Origin of the sequence: Paenibacillus tritici, assembly GCF_018207515.1 — a bacterium.
GTDB classification, from domain to species: domain Bacteria; phylum Bacillota; class Bacilli; order Paenibacillales; family Paenibacillaceae; genus Paenibacillus_AQ; species Paenibacillus_AQ tritici.
The window spans coordinates 6983319-7006503 of the sequence record NZ_CP073365.1 but is presented as its reverse complement, the minus strand read 5'-3'; the positions used below and the strand labels follow the sequence as shown (position 1 = coordinate 7006503).

Sequence of the window (23185 nt, the reverse complement as noted above, 5' to 3'; positions counted from 1 at the left end):
ATTCATATATTCTAGACGATAGAGGGGAGACGGGCAAATGAATGATATTGTCGTCAGTACGAAGACTTTTGAACTGGAGTCCGAGTATACACCCCAGGGCGATCAGCCTCATGCCATAGAAGAGTTAGTGGACGGCATCCGGCAGGGCAAGAAGCACCAGACGCTGCTGGGAGCGACAGGTACAGGCAAGACCTTTACCATCGCACAAGTAATTTCCAAGTTGAACCGCCCGACGCTGGTCATCGCGCACAACAAGACGCTTGCTGCGCAGCTCGCGAGTGAGTTCAAAGAGTTTTTTCCAAGCAATTCGGTTGATTACTTCGTCAGTTACTACGATTACTACCAGCCCGAGGCGTACATTCCTTCCTCCGATACCTACATTGAGAAAGATTCCAGTATAAATGAAGAAATCGACAAGCTCCGCCACTCGGCGACCAGTTCTTTGTTTGAACGCCGTGACGTCATTATTGTGGCGAGTGTGTCGTGTATTTATGGCCTCGGTTCACCTAAGGAATACGGAAGCTTGCTGCTCTCCCTGCGGGTAGGGATGGAGAAGCCGCGCAATCAGATTCTGAGCCGGCTCGTAGATATCCAGTATCAGCGTAATGATATCAACTTCGTGCGGGGGACGTTCCGTGTGCGGGGGGATGTGGTTGAGATCTTCCCGGCTTCCCAGGGAGAACATGCGATCCGGGTAGAGTTGTTCGGAGATGAGATAGAACGTATTACGGAGATAGATGTGCTGACAGGTGAACTGATCGGCGAACGCGATCATATCGCGATCTTCCCGGCGTCCCACTTTGTCACCCAGGAAGAGACGATGCGTGTAGCCCTTGTTAATATTGAGCGTGAGCTTGAGGAGCGCCTGGCCGTACTGCGTGAAGCAGGCAAGCTGCTGGAGGCCCAGCGGCTGGAGCAGCGGACCCGTTATGATATCGAGATGATGAAGGAAGTCGGCTTCTGCTCCGGCATCGAGAACTATTCCGGTCCGCTTACCTTCCGTGAGCCGGGCGCCACTCCCTATACCCTCATGGACTATTTCCCGGATGATATGCTGATTGTGATTGATGAGTCCCACGCTACGCTGCCGCAGATCCGGGCGATGTATAATGGTGACCGTGCGCGTAAGACAGTGCTCGTGGAGCACGGGTTCCGCCTGCCGTCTGCGCTGGATAACCGGCCGCTGCAATTTGAGGAATTCGAAGACAAGGTGAGCCAGATTATATATGTGTCCGCTACACCGGGACCTTATGAGATGGAACACTGCGATACTATGGTGCAGCAGATTATCCGTCCTACTGGTCTGCTTGACCCGATCATTGAAGTGCGCCCTACCGAGGGGCAGATTGATGATCTGATCAGTGAGATCCGTGACCGGGTGGAACGGGATGAGCGTGTACTGGTTACAACGCTTACGAAGAAGATGTCTGAGGACCTGACCGATTACTTTAAGGAAATCGGGATTAAAGTGCGTTATATGCACTCGGACATCAAAACGCTGGAGCGTATGGCAATCCTGCGTGATCTGCGGCTGGGTACATTCCATGTATTGGTCGGGATTAACCTGCTCAGAGAAGGGCTCGACCTGCCGGAGGTCTCGCTTGTCGCTATCCTGGATGCCGACAAGGAAGGGTTCCTCCGCTCCGAGCGTTCGCTGATTCAGACGATTGGCCGTGCAGCCCGTAACTCGGACGGCCGTGTCATCCTGTATGGCGACCGCATTACAGATTCCATGGAGAAGGCGATGAGCGAAACCCAGCGCCGCCGTGAGATCCAAATTGCTCATAATGAGCAGCACGGCATTACCCCGACGACCATTAACAAGAAGGTACGCGACATCATCGAGGCGACGAAGGTGGCCGAGTCCAAGGCCGATTACCTTACCGGCGTTGGCGGCAAGCTGAACAAGAAAGACAAGCAGAGCCTGATGCAGCGTCTGGAGGCGGAGATGAAGGACGCCGCCAAGAACCTGCAATTCGAGCGCGCCGCCGAGCTGCGCGATGCCTTGCTTGAGCTGCGGGCAGAGTAAGGCGGCGATGAAGTTAACAATCCAGGGAACGGCGCTATTCAGGCCGTTCTTTTTGAAGATAAAGGGGCCATGCCCTTGCGTATCCCGCAGGGACAGCTTGCCGTTGAAGCCCTTAGCGCATTCCGAAGGAACAGCCCGCAGTTAAGCTCTTGGCGCGTATCCCGCAGGGACAGCGTGCACTCAAGCCCTTAGCGCGTATCCCGAAGGGACAGCGTTGTCGGCAAGCGGCAGCGAGCCGTATCCTGCACTGGTAGTATAGCGGTCCCGTAGGGACAAGCGAGCCTATTCCCCCAGTAGTCGTCCATCCACCCAGCCCAACTCTTTCCGCCAAGTTTGCAGGTGTCCAGAGGGTGCAACCCTTGGGGCCCTCCCTTGGAAGGGAGGGTTTGGGAGGGATCGAAAGGTAATGTTTTTGCATTTTAAATTCCCCTTAAAGGAGAGGTACCGTTGGCACATGAAAGTATAGTAATTAAGGGCGCAAGAGCCCACAACCTCAAGAACATCGACGTAACGATTCCGCGTGACCGCTTCGTCGTGCTGACGGGACTGAGCGGCTCGGGCAAATCGTCCCTGGCCTTCGACACCATCTATGCCGAGGGTCAGCGCCGGTATGTGGAGTCATTGTCTGCGTATGCCCGCCAGTTCCTGGGCCAGATGGAGAAGCCGGATGTAGATTCCATTGAAGGACTCTCCCCGGCGATATCGATTGACCAGAAGACTACGAGCCGTAACCCGCGTTCGACAGTAGGTACGGTTACCGAAATCTATGACTATCTGCGGCTGCTTTTTGCCCGGGTCGGTCATCCCCACTGCCCGGATCATGGAATTGAGATCACCTCACAAACCGTTGAGCAGATGGTTGACCGGATCATGCAGTACCCGGAGAAGACCCGCCTGCAGATCCTGGCTCCGGTCATTTCCGGCCGCAAGGGTGAGCATAAGGGTCTGTTCACGGATATCTCGAAGCAAGGCTTCGTCCGTGTACGTGTGGACGGTGAACTGCGCGAAGTAACGGAAGATATTGTCCTGGAGAAGAATAAGAAGCATACGATCGAAGTGGTCGTGGACCGGATTGTGATTAAGGAGGATATCGCGACCCGCCTAACCGATTCCCTGGAGACCGCACTGAAGCTGTCGGGCGGTCAGATTCTGGTGGATGTGATGGGCCAGGAGGAGCTTTTGTTCAGTGCAAGCTTCGCTTGTCCGGTCTGCGGGTTCAGCATAGAAGAACTGGCGCCGCGCATGTTCTCCTTCAACAGCCCATTTGGGGCATGCCCTGAATGTGACGGGCTTGGGATGAACATGGTCGTTGACCCTGATCTGCTAATCCCGGATACGGAGAAGTCGATTGAGGAGGGGGCGTTCCTGGCCTGGACAGGCAGTACCTCCAACTATTATCCGCAGTTCCTGAAATCAGTGTGTGAGCATTTCAAAATACCGCAGAATGTACCTGTCAGCAGCCTGTCGCCGGAGCATATGGCCAAGCTGCTGCACGGAACGGGCAGCGAGAAGATCCGCTTCCGGTATGAGAATGACTTCGGCCAGCGTAAAGACGCCCTTGTTGCCTTTGAGGGGATTATTCCCAATCTGGAGCGCCGATACCGTGATACGGCCTCTGAGGGCATCCGCGAGTTCATAGAAGGCTTCATGAGCGCCAAGCCATGCCATTCGTGTAAAGGCAAACGGCTCAAGAAGGAAATTCTGGCTGTGACCATTAACGGGCAGAATGTTTCCGATGTTACGGATCTTTCGATTGGAGATTGTCTGGACTTCTTCGGAGATCTCAAGCTTAGTGAGAAAGAAACAGCTATCGCCAATCTGATCCTCAAGGAGATCAGCAGCCGGCTCGGCTTCCTGGTGAATGTGGGCTTGAATTACCTGACTCTCAGCCGTGCAGCGGGGTCGCTATCCGGCGGGGAAGCCCAGCGGATCAGGCTGGCTACCCAGATCGGCTCCAGTCTGATGGGTGTCCTCTATATTCTGGACGAGCCAAGTATCGGTCTGCATCAGCGGGACAACGACCGGCTGATTGCCACACTCGGACATATGCGTGATCTGGGCAATACACTGATTGTCGTTGAGCATGATGAGGATACGATGATGGCGGCTGATTACATTATTGATATCGGGCCGGGTGCCGGTAAACACGGCGGTCAGGTGATTGCTCAGGGGACACCGCAGGAAATTATGCAGGATGCGAACTCCCTGACCGGTGAATATCTAAGCGGACGCAAGTTTATTCCGGTGACTGCCAAGCGGCGGCCTACCGATAATGAACGCTGGATCGAGATTCGCGGAGCCAAAGAGAATAATCTGAAGAATGTGAATGTGAAGATTCCGCTTGGTGTCTTCACAGCGGTAACCGGTGTGTCCGGCTCCGGCAAATCTTCACTCATTAATGAGATTCTATACAAGAGTCTGGCACGCCAGCTCAATAAGGCGGTCAAGGTCCGTCCGGGCTTGCACAAAGAAATCCGCGGTCTGGAGAATCTGGATAAGGTCATCGAAATTGACCAGTCTCCCATCGGTCGTACCCCGCGCTCTAATCCGGCTACGTATACAGGCGTATTCGATGATATCCGCGATCTGTTCTCCAAGACCAATGAGGCCAAGGTGCGCGGCTTCCAAAAGGGGCGCTTCAGCTTCAATGTGAAGGGTGGCCGCTGCGAGGCTTGCCGTGGAGACGGGATCATCAAGATTGAGATGCACTTCCTGCCGGATGTATACGTACCTTGCGAAGTCTGCAAGGGCAAACGTTATAACCGCGAGACGCTGGAAGTGAAATATAAAGGCAAGAATATTTCCGATGTGCTGGAGATGACCGTAGAGGATGCAACGGAGTTCTTCAAGAATATCCCGCGCATTCACCGCAAAATGCAAACCTTGCTCGATGTGGGTCTGGGCTACATCAACATCGGCCAGCCGGGAACGACCTTGTCCGGCGGCGAAGCCCAGCGGGTGAAGCTGGCTTCCGAGCTGTACCGCCGCAGTACTGGCAAGACCCTCTATATCCTGGATGAGCCGACAACCGGCCTGCATGTGGACGACATTGGCCGTCTGCTTGAGGTGCTGCACCGCCTGGTGGATTCCGGTGAATCCGTCCTGGTCATTGAGCATAACCTGGATGTCATCAAGACAGCCGATTACATTATTGATATGGGGCCGGAAGGCGGCAGCGGCGGCGGTACCGTCCTTGCCACCGGAACACCGGAGAAGCTGATTACGGTCGGCGAATCCTACACGGGCCGGTATCTGAAGCCCATCCTGATCCGTGATACAGAACGTACGCAGGCGATGGAGCTGGAGCTGGAGCTGCAGACCTCTGAGACGGTGTAACTGTAGGAAGAGCAGATAGAACCTGAATAACCTCAATAACCCAAATAACCCAAATAACCCAAATAACCCAAGACCCCTCGTAAGGGGCGTGGGTTATTTTTTAATATAAACGTATATGCCTTGGGGAAGCGAAGCTTAACCCTGATTAGTAGTGGCCGGCCACCGGGGATAGCGGACGCAGTTGGAAATAAGGCACTTAATACTGCCGAAACCGAGTGTTACGAGTCAGCAGGTGGAAAATGTCCATTTAATTCACCGAACTCTACGGATTCAGCAGAAATCGAGCCGATTAAGTGTTGTTTTTCCAACTGCTTCCTATCAATATTCCAGTGACGCCAAATTAGATGTGCTAATTCCACTTATTGTCACCCGCCGCTCCGTAATCAGAACCGTGCGTAAAAACACACGCCACAGTAAAGGTTACTTGGTCATCTTTTTCTGTTATCGGCTACCTGCTACAACTCACTGCGGATACCGAGGATGAATTTGAAACGGCTGCTGGTTTTTTGCATTCTTTTGAAGCCTTCCCGGGAATCCGCAATCCATACCGTTCTTCTGATCCAGACTCTCAGGTATACGGAGCGGAATTTAACCGGTCTGATTATTCCTTTGGCCTCGGTCTCTGTACCATCCGGCTGTTCCATCTCTGTTCGCACAAACCACGTATTTCCGATTCCGAATTCGATGTATTTCAAGCGAGTGTCACCTATCTTCCTGTAGCCTGTTCTCTTGATTCCAAAAGGCATTCCGGTAGTGAATAGGATTAATTGTACCATTATCCTATATAGATTGAACTTGAGAATATACAGACAGGGAAAAGTGACGGAGGAGAATTTTGGAACTGTAGGAGCGTTAGCGTCCGCCTTTGTCACCGGACTTCTACCGCGATTAGCGGTCCCAAATCAAGAAGTCTGGGGACAACAGTGGCCGGAGGGCCAAACATTCTCTGGAGTCACGGCAATCCCAGAACGGAAAACTCACAAGTACAATCTATATAGACACAAATTAATCTGGCGTCAGGCAAGCAAGACTGGCATATTTAGAGCATGTCCCCCGTAAGATTCAAAGAGAAGAATATGTGTTGAATGAATAGCAGCAGGTGATGGGAAGATTGCGGTGGAACAGCTCCTTGATAACCGGATAACAAGCAGCCGTCAATGTAAAATATCCCTGAATCACAGCTGAATTCGGCCATTTGAAAAATTTTTTGTGACAAAACTAACGTTTTTAAAATATTTCTATTGCGTGACTGAAATGGTAACGATAACATAGAAGGTGATATGGATTAGAGGAACTTGCTTGACAACACTTTCAGGGAGGGATTGCCCATGCTGCTTGCAGAAGCTGCCGCGCAAGAGCCGTCTAAATTTCATACCTTCGACGCGTTTATGATTGTATTCACCATCCTGATTCTTATCGGTGTGGTCCGTCTATTGAAAGCTCCGCAGAAGAACAAGTTTGCGATTGGCTTCGGAGTAGTGAGCCTGCTGGTTTTTGTGGTCTCCGATTATGCAATGATTATGAATTGGTTCAGCTAAGTAAGGCACACATAACTTCAGATGCACAGCTTACTAAAGACTCCTTTACCCGCCGGCGGCGATCCTAAAGGCGTCTTTTTTTAGAATATAAGTTACAGGTTTCACATGGATGAAGGGGAGAGGGCGATGGAGATGAGGAGAAAAGGGATTGCCCGAAGCAATAAGTTGCTGCCGGGTGTTCTGCTGCTGGCATTGTCGGGGTTCATAAGTGTGCCCGGTGCTGTACATGGGGCGGTCTACGGAGAGCCAGCGCCATTAGCGGCAGACAGCGAGGCATCTGCGAATGTAATACAGATTGGACAAGCAGGTGGGGTCAAAGCAGGGAGTAGAGAGCAAGGGGGCAAAACAGCCACGGACCCGGTTCCGTCCATCATCCGCGCGGTATCGCCGTCTGTGGTAGGCATTATCGGCAAAGCCGGCGGGGAAGCCAGCGGCCCGGATGACCGTTACAATCTGACACACGGCTCCGGCATTATCGTCAAGGCGGACGGGTGGATCATTACCAATGCGCATGTGATGGAAGGGCTGCAGAATGCGGTAGCGGTCACTTCGGATGGGACAAGCTATAACATCACAGATACATACCTGGATGAGTTCAGTGATCTTGCCCTTATCAAAATCAAAGCCAAATCCCTGAAGCCCGCCACCTTTGCGGGTAGTTCAGCCAGCCTGCAGGTAGGAGAAAAGGTCATAGTGATCGGGACGCCCATCTCGTTCACGCTGAGAAATTCAGCTACGGTGGGCGTAATTAGCGGTCTCAATCGTTCGGTGGATGCTGCCTACCGGCTGATTCAGAGCGACACGGCTATCAATCCCGGCAACAGCGGAGGGCCGCTCGTGAGCATGACAGGCGAGATCCTGGGAGTCAACAGCTTGAAGTTCGCAGCCGTGGGGGTGGAGAACATGGGCTTCGCCATTCCGGCAGAGACGGTGAAGTACATCATGAATCAACTGCTCCAGTACGGAGAGGTACGGCGTCCGAGCCTCGGGGTAGAGCTGGAGGAGAGCTGGCCTGTGATTGTCGGACTGCCCGGGCAGGAGCCACTAACGGTAACGAAGGTGGTCACAGCGGAAGCGCGCAAGGCAGGGATTGCCGCCGGAGATGCGCTGTATGCGATTGACGGGCACCGGGTAACCTCGCTTGTGGATGTCAATGAACTATTCAAACGGTACAAGCCAGGTGCGGTGGTCAAGCTGCTCATGCAGAGCGAGGGCGATATCGTTGCCAGAAGCCTTGTCCTTGGACAGGGTGACCCGCTGGTGAGTGCCGTGGATACGGAGGAGGATGCCGATGATCAGCCAAAAAAGTAAACATGCAGCAAAGGCTGCCGGATCAGGTATGGGAGCGGGGCATATGCGGCGTCTAGTGTCTGCCATGCTGGCTGTATTATTACTGCTCGCTCTGTTTCCGGCACGGAATGCCTATGCGGCAGAAGGGTCTTTGCTGGAGCTAAGTATACAAGCAGGCAGTACCTCGGCAACTGTTAACGGGAAACCGGTCACGATTCAGCAGCCTTTTTCCGAGAATGGAACGCTGATGGTACCGCTGGGTATCTTCAAAAAAGCCTTCGGCAGCACCGTCTCCCTGGAAGGAGAGGATGTGGTGAAGGTCATGTATGGCCCGCATACCGGTGCAATGACGATAGGCGGGACTACTGCCTGGAAGGATGGCGTCAAAATCAAGCTGGCTGCGCCTCCGCGGATGGTATCCGGTGTGCTGATGGTGCCGCTTAGGTTCGTGGCCGGGGTACTGGGTGCACGGGTTACTCCGGCAGGCGGCGGGGGCATACGGGTTACACTGGCTCCTTCATTGGCTGTAACAGCCGTTGACACGCAGGGCGGGATTGACAGCGATATCGGCAAAACCCGGATCGGCAACAGTTACCTGACATGGAGCATGAACTACCCGCCCGGGCTCGTTGTTGGCGACAGCGGCGGGGATGAGGGCGTAGCGACTTTTACGAGTGCAGAGAATGATTATTATCTGGAGGTGCATGCTTCGCCGCTTGCGGTTCCGTTAGATCCCGAAGGGCTGCTGGAGAATCTAGTGGGGTCATCGCAGGAAGGCGGGGAGATTGTGTTGGACCGGGAGACGGTTCCTGAGGCTAGAACTCCTTACGCCCGGACGGTCAGCAAGGATTCCAGCGGGGCGCTGTGGGAAGGCAGGCAATATTATGCGAATGGAAGGCTGTATGAGATCTATCTGACCGATGACAAGGCAGCGAATTATAAAGATCTGGGCAAGTATGCGGCGCTGCTGAACTCTTTTCAGCCCTCTTTTAACACTTCCGACTCCAGTATCCGTGACCTGTCCACCATCCACAACGGCCTGCGCGAGGCTTACAACGACGACTACGGCATTGCGCTTAAGGTTCCCGCAGACTGGAGTGCAGATGATCAGCAGCTCTATTATACGGGCAAACAGGGGAGTTATCTGCGGGTGAAAGTAAGCTCAGCCCCGGCAGGCTCCACGCTGGCAAGCTGGAATCAGGAACTGCAGTCACAGCTCCAGGACACCTATGTGAGCGAGGCCTATACCTCGAAGGATAGCGTAGCAGGCAAGGTCTCCGGTGAGCCGGTACTGATTAATGAGCTTGGGCTTAATCCGGGCAACGGCTGGAATACGGAATATCAGATTCTGCTGCTGAAGAACGGGTATCGTTATTTTTTTGAATATGTTGCGGCTTCCAGTCAGCCAAGCGACAAAGAGCGGTTCACGGATGTGCTGAATTCGATTGATATTGATTTTGCACAGACCCAGGAGAATTTCGGACGTCTGGAGGTTGAAGACTACCCGCTGCTCAGCACGAAATTAATCACCAAAACCTCCAAGGCCTACGGCTACAAGATCGATATTCCGCGGCTGTGGACACCGGTCCAGGATCTGTTCGAGAGCCAGACCATCGAATACCGCTTCACCGGCGGCCGCTTCCAGTTCTATGCCAGCCCCGAGGTTACGCCGGAGTATGCGCTCAGCCAGCTGCAGAGCTATTATCTGAACACCAAGAAGGACCCCAAAGGTCCGCAGGTGAAAAGCGTAGCAGAAACCGCCTTTGCGGGTGTGCCAGCCACGATACTTACTATTGAGCAGATTAAGAATAGTATCCCCGTGGGCACGAAGATCATTATTTTCAGCAAAAACGATGTGGTCTATACGCTCACCGTTACGCTTAACGCTGCCAACGCCACGGCCAGCCAGCAGGCGACGCTGGAGAGGGTGCTGGGGTCGTTTGGGTGGGCGGGGGAGTAGGGGGATAATTAGTATCTTAAACAAGTGATGAAAACAGAAAAAACGTCCCAGGCTACTAAGAGCCGGGACGTATTTTGCTGAATGAAACTAAAGAATTTTATTTGGTTAATACACAAAATTATGCGTAACATCCTTTAAAAGCGGAGCTTTTTCATCTTTGGCAGACAGCACGGGGGTAACATCAATCGGCCATTCAATGGCGATGTCAGGATCATTCCACAGAATGCCGCCATCGCATTCAGGCGCGTACAGCTCATCGCATTTGTATTGAACTTCGACATCCTCGGTTAATGTCATGAAGCCATGGGCGAACCCTTTTGGAATGAGAAGCTGTTTTTTGTTCTCGGCGGTCAGCTCAATTCCGAACCATTTGCCGTAAGATGGACTGCCTTGACGAATATCAACAGCTACATCAAAAATGGCCCCCCTTGTGCAGCGGACAAGCTTAGTTTGTGCCTTAGGGTTTAATTGGAAATGTAGGCCCCGCAGAGTCCCTTTTACAGCTGAATAGGATTGATTGTCCTGAACAAACTGATAATTAATGTTTTGTTCATGAAATTTTGCCTCGCTGTAGGTCTCCATGAACCAGCCGCGGTGGTCTCCAAAGACCGCCGGTTCGACAACGAGAACATCTTCCAGATTGGTTTTGATAAACTTCATCTTATCCACTCTTTCTATGGTTTAAAATTGGATTTTTCCTGTAGCCACCTTAATTAGATATTGGCCATAGCCGGTCTTACTCAGTTTATGTCCGCATTCCAGCAAATGTTCCTGTGTAATCCAGCCGTTAATATAAGCAATCTCTTCAGGTGCAGAGATTTTAATACCCTGATGATCTTCAATGGTTCTAACGAAATTGGTGGCGTCAACCAGACTCTGATGTGTTCCGGTATCCAGCCAGGTGAATCCGCGTCCAAGCAGGGCGACATCCAGCTCATCCAGCTTCAGGTAGGCTTCATTGATCGAGGTGATCTCCAGCTCGCCACGGTGAGAAGGCTTAACTTCCTTAGCGATAGAAACCACACGGTTATCATAAAAATACAGACCTGTAACCGCATAATTGGATTTTGGATGCTCCGGTTTCTCTTCAATGCTGAGGACCTTGCCGTCTCCATCGAATTCCACCACACCAAAACGTTCAGGATCGGGCACATGGTAACCGAACACGGTTGCTCCATTTGTTTTCCCCGCGGCTTTTTTCAGGATGTTGGTCATGCCGTTTCCGTAGTATATATTATCTCCGAGAATCATAGCCACGGAGTCTTCACCGATGAATGATTCGCCCAAAATAAATGCCTGTGCCAACCCGTCCGGACTTGGCTGGACAATGTACTGCAGCGAGATACCGAACTGGGAGCCGTCACCGAGTAAATTCTCGAAACGGGGTGTATCCTCAGCGGTAGAAATTATAAGAATCTCTTTGATGCCAGCCAGCATCAGTGTAGACAGAGGATAATAAATCATGGGTTTATCATAGACCGGCAGTAATTGTTTGCTGGTCACCATTGTAAGGGGATACAGACGGGTGCCGCTTCCTCCCGCAAGAATAATGCCTTTCATAAATGTTTCAACTCTCCTTTTGCCACATATAAATTTTGGGAACCGTGAGATCTTTTGCGTTATTTATTCTTATCCATTCATATTTTACGCTGGTTGTTCTTGGTTTGTCTATTAAAGCAAGAAGACGGGCTTGCATTGTGACGGCTCAATGATGAATAGAAAATCCAAGTGTTTCTATTTTACTGGCAGAGAACTGTGATATTTGATACAATTAATAAGTTAAAAAGCTGTAAATGATCCGCCGATCAGGCGGTTTGGGAGGATATAAATGAAAGAGCAAGAAATACGCAGAGAAGATGTGGAGCTACTCGCTCCGGCGGGAGACTGGGACTGCATGCGTGCAGCGGTGGCGAACGGGGCGGATGCTGTCTTTTTTGGCGTAGAGAAATTCAATGCACGGGCCAGAGCGAACAACTTCCGTATGGACGAGCTGCCGGAGATTATGGCGTTTCTGCACAGCTATGGAGTGAAGGGGTTCCTGACCTTTAATATACTGGTGTTCGAGAATGAGCTGCCGGATGCCAAGGAACTGATTGATGCCTGCGTGGACGCCGGTGTGGATGCCGTAATCGTGCAGGACTTGGGACTGGTGAAGATGATCCGTGAGATCTCTCCGGACTTCCCGATTCATGGTTCTACACAGATGACGATTACCTCGCCGGAAGCGGTGGAATTTACGAAGCCGTGGGGGCTGGAACGTGTAGTACTCGGCCGTGAAAATAATCTGAAGCAAATCCGCACGATTGGCGAACAAGCCCGCCTGCCGATGGAGGTCTTCGTGCATGGTGCGCTCTGTGTATCTTACTCGGGTCAGTGTCTAACCTCTGAAATGTGGGGCGGACGCTCGGCGAACCGCGGGGAATGCGCCCAGGCTTGCCGCCTGCCGTATGACCTGATGGTGGACGGGGAAGTGAAGCCGATGGGCGATGTGACTTACCTGCTGTCTCCGAAGGATCTTGCCGCCATTGATCTGATGCCTGAACTGATTGAAGCGGGAGTGACCTCGTTCAAAATCGAAGGCCGGCTCAAAACCCCGGAGTACGTTGCCAATGTGGTTAGTAAGTACCGTAAGGCGATTGATAAGTATTTTGACGGCAACTGGGTGCCGACTTCGAAGGAGGACATGCGTGAGCTGCAGCAGAGCTTCTCGCGGGGCTTCACTCATGGTTTCCTGGATGGCACCAATAATAAGAAGTTAGTCGATGGCACCTTCCCGAAAAGCCGTGGGGTATTCATGGGCACGGTTGAGCAAATCCTGCGGGATGGCGTGGTCTGCCGGATTCATGCTCCGCTTAAGCGGGGGGATGGAATTGTATTCGATGCCGGAGATCCGACGAAGAAGGAAGAAGGCGGCCGTGTCTACGATCTGCGCCGTAAGGGCGTCAAGCTGGAAGGCGAAGCCGGAGAAGGTTGGATTATCGACATCGTGCCTGGCCGTAATGACGTCGATCTGCGTCGCCTGCATGTGGGCGACCGTATCTGGAAGACGAATGATCCGGCGCTCGACAAGGCGCTGCGCCAGTCGTTCGAGACCGAGAAGCCGTACCGGGTTTTCCCGGTTCATGTGAGAGTGCAGGGCTGCGTAGGCGAGAAGCTGACGACCTGGTGGACAGACGTTCAGAAGAACGTTACCGTCCGTGTGGATTCGGAGCTGGCGCTGGAGACCGCGCAGAAGCGTCCGATGGATACCGCGCTGCTGGAAGAACAATTCGGCCGCCTGGGCGGAACCCTGTTCCAGCTTGAAGCGCTGGAGTCGCATCTGCAAGGCGACGTGATTGTGCCTATGCGCGAGCTGAACAGCATCCGCCGCCAGGCGGTGGAGCTGCTTGCGGGCGAGCGCCCGAAGCCTCCCGTGTATGTGAAACGGGAGGTCGAGGTTTACGGCGGTGCCACCCGCAGGGGCGCCGCGGAGAGCACCATCGCCGCAGGAGATGGCGCGGGCGGGCTCAGCGGTGAAGCAGAGCTCACCGCGCTGTGCCGCAGCCTGCCGCAGGTGCAGGCTGCGCTCGAAGCCGGCGTAACCAGCATTTACGCCGATTTCGAGTTCATCAAGCAGTTCCCGGCGGCAGTAGACGCTGTGCGGGCGGCAGGAGCCAGCATCACGCTGGCGACACCGCGCATCCATATGCCGAACGAGAACGGCTACCATGCCAACATCCTGAGGCTTAAGCCGGATGCTGTGCTGGTCCGCAACACCGGTGCGCTGTATTATTACCTGCGCCACCGGATGGAGCACCCGGATGCTGTGCATCCCCGGCTGATTGGCGATTTCTCGCTGAATATCGCCAATCACAGAGCGGTAGATCTGTTCCTGGATGCCGGCTGCGACAAAGTCACACCGTCGTATGACCTGAACATCCAGCAGATGGTCGATCTGCTGGGGCACAGCGACACCTCCCGTATGGAGATTGTCATCCACCAGCATCTGCCGATGTTCCATACGGAACATTGTGTCTATTGTACCTTCATGAGTGAGGGAACTGACTACACCAACTGTGGCCGTCCATGCGAGGAGCAGCGTGCTTCACTGCAGGACCGGATCGGCATGTCCCATCCTGTTCGTGTAGACGAAGGCTGCCGCAATACCGTCTATAACGCTGTCGAGCAGTCCGGTGCAGAATACCTGAATCACTTCCGTGAGCTTGGAGTATCTTCTTACCGCGTAGAGTTCCTGGAGGAGACACCCGAGCAGGTAGCAGAGGTCATTAGCCTCTACAGCCGCGCTTTACGTGGTGAAATTTCCGGTACGCAGGTATGGAAAAGCCTGAAGGCTACCAACCAGCTTGGGGTTACACGCGGGCAGTTGGTTAATGCGAAATAAGAGATGATGACTTGATATAGCTAAGGCCCGGGTGAAGCCGGACCATCCATTCGGATGGCTCCGGAAGTTCTCCCGGGCCTTTCTGTTTTATGCTGCTCGCATCTATTTGATTCTTTTCAGATGGCGTGCAATAGTTGGACAAATTTCCAAAACTAAACAGGAATGATATCTGTTTCTACCCTTTTATCGTACCAGCTCCGGCCAAATCTCCAGCGGTTCACCGCAGGAAGGGCAGCTCACACGGCCGGAGAGATAGGGAAGTTGCTCCAGGAGTTGTCTATTCTTTATAGCGATGGCCGCTTGCCACAAGCGGGCCAGAGCATCGTCTCCTGAGCGGACGGTGTCAGGCACGGAAGGCTCAACCATTCGCCCATTCTCCTTACTGCTGAACACAGGGTCTTCCGGGTAAGCGGTCATACCGGGGCCGCTCTCAGTCGGCCAGATATACATATCCTCATGGCATTTTGGGCATCCCACGATATACTCGTCACCATCCGAATAAGTCAGCAGCATGACGGCAACCGCTAGATCACCCCGGTAAGCAGCATCTGCGGTGATGATGTAACGCTTCTCATCGTCATCTTTTTCAGCCGCTTCTGCATAGCGGAGGATTTCTTCCGATAGTTTGCCCAGACTAACAACAGCGGCGAGGTAAGCCGTATATATCTCTTGTATGAGTTCCTCTGCAAGAGGAGGGTCGTGGAGATCCAATTCTCCGGGAAGCTGTCCACTGTTCACCGCACTCTGATTAGCGACAAAAATCCCACAAGTCACATAGATATCTAGCTTCACCTCAGGATCAGCCGATTGCCTGGCGAGATCCGCAAGATAAGGCAATGCGGCATAGGTGCTGCTGTAGATCGTGTCCTGATGATAGAGCTGTTCCCAATACAGCTCATCCTTAACGTCTGCGGCGTAATCGTCCCGTAACTGCTTCAGTAAGCCGGGTACCGCCTCAGCAGAACCGAAAGGGCCTTGCAGCTGCTGCCATACGGGACTGGATAAGTCTAGGATGAATATCCTCCTCCTTGAATTGCTGTGATATAGTCATGTTATATCAGCATCCAATGGTGGCGTCAACGTTCAGGAGTTTCAAGTATAGGGTCTAAGCCCGGACTAGATCAGCTTCGCCGCAACGGGGCCTCTGGAGCGTTATGATCATGTATTAAAGACCCGGCCGCTGCCCAAAAGCAGCAGTAACTGCTATAATTGAGATTATGAGTATATACGATAAAGGAGCTATGAGATGAAGATCCGTAAAGCTATTATTCCCGCTGCCGGTTTGGGAACCCGTTTCCTGCCTGCGACCAAAGCGATGCCTAAGGAAATGCTGCCCATTGTAGACAAACCGACGATCCAATATATTGTTGAAGAAGCGGTCGCCTCCGGGATTGAAGATATTATTATTGTGACCGGTAAAGGCAAACGCGCGATCGAAGACCATTTTGACAATTCGTTTGAACTGGAATTCAATCTGGCGGAAAAGCAAAAGTGGGAGCTGCTGGAGTCAGTACGCAAATCTTCAGAAATGGCCGACATTCATTACATCCGCCAAAAAGAACCCCGTGGCCTTGGACATGCCATCTGGTGTGCGCGGAAATTCATCGGCAATGAGCCGTTTGCGGTTCTGCTGGGAGACGACATCGTGGAGTCGAACAAGCCTTGTTTGAAGCAGATGATTGAAGTGTACGATCAATATAGATCCTCCATTGTGGGTGTCCAGCAGGTGCCTTGGGAAGAAGTTTCCCGCTACGGGGTGGTAGACGGATCTGAATTAGCAGAACGTGTCTATAAAGCCAACCGACTTGTAGAAAAGCCGAAGCGTGAGGATGCTCCATCCAATCTGGCAATTCTGGGACGGTATATCCTGACTCCGCGTATCTTCGACATGCTCGGCGAACAGCAGGTGGGGGTGGGCGGGGAAATCCAGCTTACGGATGCAATCTCCCGCTTGAGCGAAGTGGAGCGGATTATTGCTTACGACTTTGAAGGCAGACGGCATGATGTCGGCGAGAAAATGGGTTTCATCCAGACAAGCATCCACTACGCGCTGCAGCATGAGGAGCTTAAGGAAGGGCTGTTAGAGTATCTGAAGGAAGTTATTGAGAATGAGGAGAGACTGTTTAGCCGTTAAAAAAATTATCGCTCAGAGCTATATAGGTGCTTGTTCACTCTCTCCATTCTCCTCATTTAATCTTAAAAAGCGGCTCACTGTACTCAGACAGTGGGCCGCTTTCGTGTGTATTTATTCTGCTATTTCAACTAGTACTGCGTATTCACAACCTTATCAATCGCTGCGGCCTCTTCCGGATCAGCGGCAATCAGCTTATCATAGACTGGCTGATCAACTGCCGCTCCCGCCTTCTTCAGTGCAGCCAGATACCAGCGGGCTATTTCACGATTAGTAGTATCACTGTAATCTTCGCTTAACCCAAGCTTCAAAGTAGCTGCAGCCACATCGTTTTGTCCTGACATCACCTGCAGTTTACCCGCATTAAGAGCAATCACTGGTGTAACCGAGAACGGACGGCCTTGCAGCTGCTCAGGGGGCAAAGTCTTCAGATGCTCTACGCCTTCCACCACATGCTTATAGGCATCCAGTCCTGCTGTGACGTATTCTTGTTTTTTGGGATCATCTTTTTGCTCATTAGCTGTGGCTGCGAGTGCCTGAGACCGGCTGATGAGTGCCTCGTACCAGGTAATATCCCAGTTGAACTTGTTAGCATTATCACGATATACAGCCAGGGCCAGGTCGCCTTGACCTTTTAGATCATAATAACTGGCCAATTGAGTCTGCAGATTTTTGTTGTAAGGCTCGTCTTTCAGGGCACGGGTCAATACAGCAGATGCTTCAACCAGGTATTGCTCATCTTGAGTCTGCTTGAACACCTGCATATCAAGAGACGACAAGTATAATGCAGTTTCCGGATGGGAAGGGCGGGCATCTAATGCTTTAACCAGAGGTGTCTTGATTTCTTCATATGAAGTACTCACCGAAAGTAAGCTTTTTCCTTTGAGGGCTGCATTGCTGGACCCGATATAGCTGATCGACAGGAAGAGCAAGAATACGGTGCCGACGGTGATGACAGCGAAATATCCAAATCGCAGACCAGCTTTATTCCATCTCTGGCGTAATGGCTTATTGTCCATGACTGCTCCCATACCAGCCAAACCGATGAACACCAGAATCCCCATGAAGGCATAACTCATATTAAAGTCCAGTAGACTGTGGACCAGAATAGATAGCGCAATAATGTAGAAAAAGAATCCATTATCGAACTCATCCTTCTCCCGTCTCAGATACATGCGGATGTATTTGTAGAAAATATATCCGATAAAGCCCATAAACACGATAAACCCGACAATTCCGACTTCAATCAGATATTGCAGGAAGAAATTGTGGACCTGGCGGCTTATATAAGGGTTATTCTGATATTGTTCATACAAGGAAGCCCAGCCACCACCGCCGGACCCAATGATCGGGTAATCTTTAACGACCTTCATTGCATCTTTATAGAAAGTGAAGCGTTCGAGTACACTATGCTGTTTGAAGTTAATGTTTTCCAGCCGTGTTTCGATGTTATCCGGCAATACACTTCGGACGCTAGTCCCAATCAACAGGAACGCAACGATAGCTACAAGCACGACTGAACCGAGAGGAATCCACAGCCCGGTCAATTTGCGTGTTTCCCAGCTTCCCAGCTTTCCTTTCAGCCACGGAGCGGCATAACGCTGAATTACCCACCCTAGAGCGGCGACAACCACTGAAGCTCCAAGCAAGTAAGCCCAGGCTTTTAGTGCAGCTGATGAGGTGTAAGCATTATTCAGCTCTGTTCCGAGCGTAGTTAGCGGACTGGTGACCAGCAGAGCCGCAATACCAGCGATCGCAAGGTGAATAATCCAGAGAATCTGCTGAGCAGGCTTCAGGAACAGCAAGAGCAGAATGAATACCACAGGCAGCATTACAAGTCCGCCACGGGATAAGGTCAGCAGCAACGATACAATAATTGGGACAAGCATGAAGCCATGTGTCAGTGTGCCGTACCACTTTTTGGAACGGACCAGGGCATATACCGCCACGAACAGGAAGGCCATGAGGAAAGCTGCATAAGTATTGGCATACTGGAAAATGGAGGTCAAACGCAGCCCGTTAGAGTCCGTCATTACCGCATCCAAGTATTTACCATTACGTACAGTAACAGAGAACCACCCTACAAGTCCCCCTGCGAACTTCCAGCTCCCAAGCCAATTCAGCAGGCCAAATCCCACGATAAAATACGAAACCGCCAGAATGGCATCTTGAATGACAACATTTAGCCGCTTTTGCTGGAGCAGATATAACGCTATAATGAATATTGCGACATACATGCTCTGTATAAACAGCATACTCATCGCCATATAATGTGAAACAGCGCCAATAAGCGACAACGCGTAGGTAGCAGGCAGCAGTAGCGAAGCTACCGCCAGCATATCACGCTGTCCCTCCAGCTTAAACTTTGTGAAGTACAAGGCTACCCACACCAACAGCAGGAGGCTGCTGAGCAGTGAAGACAGATAGATCGGCTTCTCGAAGTCAATCTGCTGCCCATTAAATAATCCCACTTGAAACGGGGTCCAGACTAAAAAAACAATGAACCCAATCACCAAAGCCCATATGTAACTGGATATCTTTTCAACATTTCTCGACTGAACTGCATTTTTACCGTATACTGGTTTCGACACGTTATGATCTCCTTTTCCTGTAGGTACGAGGATATTTTAGCATAATAAATCCATCTCGGAAAATAAAAAGGGTTTTATAAAAAAGTAATATTTTTTTGTTGATAACTTGAAATTTCTATCGCATCAATTTAAGGGGACTATCAAATGTATCAGAAAAGATAATATGGAGCTAAAGTGAGTCAAAAACATATGATTAAATTCATTTAACCATATAAGCTCTTAAGTAAAGTTATCATCTGATCCTATTGTTTGGTGAGTTTTCCTTAACCATTTGTGCGGTTTATCTTATAAAGAGAAGAACTACTTCAGAAAGTGAGAGGGTATTTTTGATAAGTTATTTAAAAAACATTATTTTTTACAAAGATCTATTAGGGAATTTGACTTCAAATGAAATGAAATTGAAATACAAAAACTCTATTCTGGGCATATTATGGTCATACATATACCCTTTAATGATGATTGTAATATATAATTTTGCATTTAAAATTATTCTGAGGATGACAATAGATAACTTTGCACTGTTTGTTTTTATTGGTTTAATACCATGGAACTTTGTGCAAGCAAGTATTTCGCAAAGCACAAACAGTATCATTAATAATCAAAATCTCGTTAAGAAAATATATTTTCCTCGAGCGATAATTCCATTGTCAGTAATTAATGCGAATTTTATAACCATGATTATAAGCCATATAATATTATTTGGTGCAATGTTTGTTTATCATGTTGATTTCACAGCCTCATTGCTTATTTTGCCGATTTTGTGGATTATCTTATACCTGGTTGTTGCTGGTATTAGTCTAGTCCTTTCTTCTATTACTGTTAAGTATAGGGATGTTTCGCACATAGTCGATGTTGTATTTATGGCTTGGTTCTATTTAACTCCTGTTATATACTCGCTTTCAATGGTACCTGAACCATTTAATAAAATAATTCAATTAAATCCGATCACAAATTTGATTGAGTTATTCAGAGAAGTTCTTTTAGAAGGAAAGTTTCCTGATTTAATAAATATTTTGTTCACTTTAGGTTATGCTGTAGTTTTATTTGCGGTGGGACTATTTATATTTTATAAACGAGAAAAAAACTTTGGAGAAGAACTATGACAATGACAATAGAAAAAGTTATCGATTTCGAGAATGTAACTAAAGTATATAAAATTTATAAAAATAAACCAACGACGCTTAAAGAGAAAGTTATTAATTTCATATTGAGAAGAAACAAATTAGAAACCATTGAGATGAACGTTTTAAAGGATGTTAGTTATTCTATATACAAAGGTGAAACAGTTGGGATTATAGGAAGAAATGGAGCTGGAAAGAGTACATCACTAAAACTGATTGCGCGAATAATAAATCCGGATAATGGGAAAATAACTGTAAAGGGAAGTGTGTCTTCTCTATTGGAGATCGGTGCGGGATTTCAACCAGATTTAACAGGTAGAGAAAATGTATACCTTTATGGATCAATTCTGGGACTCCCTAAAAAATATATTAGAGATCATTATGAGGAAATAGTTGAATTCTCGGAATTGAATAATTTCATGAATACTCCGGTAAAAAATTATTCTTCAGGAATGTATATGCGGCTGGCCTTTTCTGTAGCAATTCATGTAGATCCAGATATTCTACTATTGGATGAGGTTCTTGCAGTTGGAGATGCTAATTTTCAAAAGAAATGCATGAATAAATTGAAAGAAATTCAAGCGAAAGGTAAGACAATTGTCTTTGTTTCACATGATATGTCTAGTGTCAAAAATCTCTGCGATAGAATTATTTATATCGGTGATGATGGCGAGATTGAGTTCGGGGAACCGGATTTCTTAATTAACAGATATTATGCACAGTTATACGGCAAACAAGCAAATATAGTCATACAAGATCAATCGGAAAACAAGCTTAATTCTGAATCTTTATATATAGCTCATACTAGTTCGCATTATAATGTTAAAGAATCTATTTGGGGGAATAGGAAGGTTAGTCTGAATAAGTTTTATTTTTCGAATTCTGAAGGATATGCATCAAATATATTCCAACATAAACAGGACATTGTGATGAATATAGAACTTAAAGCAGAACTTCCGCTCCAAAAATTGGTCATTGGGATCGCATTATATGATGAAAATAATAATCTATTAAGTGGACCGAATTCGAAAAATGATGGCATAATTTTAGATGAAATTGAACAGTCAAGATTTATAAAGGTATTGATTAAAGAACCGCCGTTGCTTAACGGGAAGTTTTATATGACGCTTGCTATCTATGACTATGATTGTATAGAACCCTTTATCCATTTGGAAAAGTGTTTTGAATTTATGGTAGTAAATGAAAGAAATGAAATGGGCATTATAGGATTGGAATGCGACTGGCTTGTTTAGATTTTAAGGAGGTCTTAATTTTGATTGACAAATTTACCATGCCCTTTGACCAATATCAAAGATATGAAATATGCAAAAGAATTATTTTTGATATTAACGAAAAAAGACAAAGAAAACTTAAAATTCTAGATGTGGGGGGGCATTTCAAGACAAAAGAAGGAGTAGATTGGTTACCAGCAGTTGAATTCTTCGGGGAAAATGACATTCTTGTTGTCGATACTACTCAAGCATCTATAGAAAATTATCAGGTGAGTGACGGGAGAGATCTTCCTTTTGAAGATAATTCATTTGATATAGTAGTATCTAATGATGTTCTTGAGCATGTTCCGCCTCAGGGCCGCTATTCCTTTATAAAAGAATTGACCAGAGTATCCAAGGAAATTGTAATAATCAATTTCCCATATTACACAGCTAAAAAAGCATTGGCAGAGAAAATACTTTATGAGTATATTGTTAATTCCTCTAACGGTGAAAATCGTATGCTCGAAGAACATCTAGTAAATGGGTTGCCTAGAGTAGCAGATGTTATTGATGAGCTAAATGAACTATCGTTGCCTCACTCTTTTTACTATTCTGGTGATACGGATAACTGGCTTGAATTAATGGCAGTTAATTATGAATTGTCAAGAATTGGACTGACTAACTTACAAGAAATGATTGATGAATACGTTAATAAATATCATTTTTTGGGAGAAATGAATTTATCTGAAGGTTACAGAGTAACCTTTGTAATTGATAAGAACGGACAAGTCGTTAAAGATAATTTTTTTGAGTATTTAGAAAAATCAGATGTTACTAAATTCACTTTGCCTACCGAAGCAGTTCTGACATACTTTACAATGAAAAAAGAAAATGAAAACAAAACCATATTTAATAGTAATTATTTTGATTCTGATAAAGTATTAAGCAGAATGAGTTTTCAAGATACTATTCGTCAGACTTTTATTTGCCAACACCCCAACTTATTTCGTTTGTCTTTTTTGGTGGCTACCTATAAAGAAAGCTTACAAGGGGAAATTAAACTTTCTTTAATAGATCCTGGTAGTGCTGAACGTGTATTAGAAACAACCATTGACTTTAGTCTTCTTAGGGACAACGAGTGGTTTAATGTAGACTTCACACCACTAATGCACTCTAAGGACAAAGAGTATGTGATCGAAATGACGCAAATATCTTCTGGATTAGGCCCGAGTTTTTATTATTCGGAAAAAAATCATTATGGTGTCGGAGAACTTAATGGAGAAGGTACAAAAGGTAATCTTTCAATAAAAACTTACTGCAGAAAAATGAATGCTGCAGAACATTATTTTCTAGTTGACCAAAAGTTCAATGATTTGAAACGTGAGAACGAGCAAATTATTCAAAAGGGACAGGATTATGAAAAGGAAATTCAATGGTTGAAAACGAAACTGGACGAGAAAGAAAATGAATTAAGAGCCATGTCTACTCAAATTGATAATAGCCATGAGAAATTGAATTTAATGACTGATCAGTATAACGATTCAAACAGGAAATATAACGACTTGATAAAAATTCTCAGGGAAATATGAGGTGT

At 48.5% G+C, this 23185-nt stretch carries 15 protein-coding genes; 10 read left to right on the top strand and 5 right to left on the bottom strand.

The features are described from left to right. The first annotated feature begins 37 nt into the window (after positions 1-37). Both uvrB and uvrA read left to right on the top strand, forming a co-directional pair. Entirely contained in the window at positions 38-2029 is a 1992-nt protein-coding gene (uvrB, locus tag KDC22_RS30175) for an excinuclease ABC subunit UvrB (protein ID WP_173136267.1), read from the top strand. 447 nt (positions 2030-2476) lie between these two features. Next, positions 2477-5365 carry an excinuclease ABC subunit UvrA gene (uvrA, locus tag KDC22_RS30170; protein ID WP_211721303.1) on the top strand — a complete coding sequence of 963 codons (2889 nt, stop codon included), beginning with the start codon at positions 2477-2479 and terminating at the stop codon, positions 5363-5365. 455 nt (positions 5366-5820) lie between these two features. Here the strand turns inward: uvrA and KDC22_RS30165 are convergent, their stop codons facing one another. Then, the gene (locus tag KDC22_RS30165; protein WP_173136271.1) at positions 5821-6060 is read right to left on the bottom strand and encodes a DUF3977 family protein; all 240 of its coding nucleotides are present in this window, start codon (positions 6058-6060) and stop codon (positions 5821-5823) included. A 633-nt stretch (positions 6061-6693) separates the two neighbouring features. On the opposite strand from KDC22_RS30165, the gene KDC22_RS30160 reads away from it, so the two are divergent. The 3 genes from KDC22_RS30160 to KDC22_RS30150 all read left to right on the top strand — a co-directional run bounded on the left by KDC22_RS30160 (position 6694) and on the right by KDC22_RS30150 (position 10153). Continuing rightward, positions 6694-6903: a DUF2759 family protein gene (locus tag KDC22_RS30160; protein ID WP_173136273.1), complete on the top strand. Its 210-nt coding sequence runs from the start codon at positions 6694-6696 to the stop codon at positions 6901-6903. A gap of 132 nt (positions 6904-7035) precedes the next feature. Beyond that, on the top strand, positions 7036-8214 hold the full coding sequence (locus KDC22_RS30155) for a S1C family serine protease (protein WP_211724243.1): 1179 nt from the start codon (positions 7036-7038) through the stop codon (positions 8212-8214). Then, entirely contained in the window at positions 8195-10153 is a 1959-nt protein-coding gene (locus tag KDC22_RS30150) for a copper amine oxidase N-terminal domain-containing protein (protein WP_211721302.1), read from the top strand. The genes KDC22_RS30155 and KDC22_RS30150 overlap by 20 nt, the downstream gene beginning before the upstream one ends. A gap of 105 nt (positions 10154-10258) precedes the next feature. On the opposite strand, the gene rfbC is transcribed toward KDC22_RS30150, so the two are convergent. Continuing rightward, a complete protein-coding gene (rfbC, locus tag KDC22_RS30145) occupies positions 10259-10813 on the bottom strand; it encodes a dTDP-4-dehydrorhamnose 3,5-epimerase (protein ID WP_211724242.1) in 555 nt (184 codons plus the stop codon). 21 nt (positions 10814-10834) lie between these two features. Next, positions 10835-11713, bottom strand: a complete 879-nt coding sequence (rfbA, locus tag KDC22_RS30140) for a glucose-1-phosphate thymidylyltransferase RfbA (RefSeq protein ID WP_173136280.1) — start codon at positions 11711-11713, stop codon at positions 10835-10837. A 268-nt stretch (positions 11714-11981) separates the two neighbouring features. Here rfbA and KDC22_RS30135 point away from each other — a divergent pair, with 268 nt between their 5' ends. Beyond that, positions 11982-14534, top strand: a complete 2553-nt coding sequence (locus tag KDC22_RS30135) for a U32 family peptidase (RefSeq protein WP_211721301.1) — start codon at positions 11982-11984, stop codon at positions 14532-14534. A gap of 183 nt (positions 14535-14717) precedes the next feature. Here KDC22_RS30135 and KDC22_RS30130 read toward each other — a convergent pair whose 3' ends face one another. After that, complete coding sequence (locus tag KDC22_RS30130) at positions 14718-15371, bottom strand: hypothetical protein (RefSeq protein ID WP_211721300.1); 654 nt, start codon at positions 15369-15371, stop codon at positions 14718-14720. 409 nt (positions 15372-15780) lie between these two features. Between KDC22_RS30130 and galU the strand changes: the two genes are divergently transcribed. Further along, positions 15781-16668, top strand: a complete 888-nt coding sequence (gene galU / locus KDC22_RS30125) for a UTP--glucose-1-phosphate uridylyltransferase GalU (RefSeq protein ID WP_211721299.1) — start codon at positions 15781-15783, stop codon at positions 16666-16668. A 128-nt stretch (positions 16669-16796) separates the two neighbouring features. Here the strand turns inward: galU and KDC22_RS30120 are convergent, their stop codons facing one another. After that, positions 16797-19256 (bottom strand): O-antigen ligase family protein, encoded by a 2460-nt coding sequence (locus KDC22_RS30120; protein ID WP_211721298.1) that lies wholly within the window; start codon positions 19254-19256, stop codon positions 16797-16799. A gap of 245 nt (positions 19257-19501) precedes the next feature. Between KDC22_RS30120 and KDC22_RS30115 the strand changes: the two genes are divergently transcribed. From KDC22_RS30115 to KDC22_RS30105, 3 genes are read left to right on the top strand one after another with little or no spacing between them, the layout of a single operon-like run. Continuing rightward, entirely contained in the window at positions 19502-20359 is an 858-nt protein-coding gene (locus KDC22_RS30115) for an ABC transporter permease (protein WP_211721297.1), read from the top strand. Further along, positions 20356-21630, top strand: coding sequence for an ABC transporter ATP-binding protein (locus KDC22_RS30110; protein ID WP_211721296.1), 1275 nt, complete (start codon positions 20356-20358; stop codon positions 21628-21630). The genes KDC22_RS30115 and KDC22_RS30110 overlap by 4 nt, the downstream gene beginning before the upstream one ends. A 20-nt stretch (positions 21631-21650) precedes the next feature. After that, positions 21651-23180, top strand: coding sequence for a class I SAM-dependent methyltransferase (locus tag KDC22_RS30105; protein ID WP_211721295.1), 1530 nt, complete (start codon positions 21651-21653; stop codon positions 23178-23180). Positions 23181-23185: the final 5 nt, after the last annotated feature.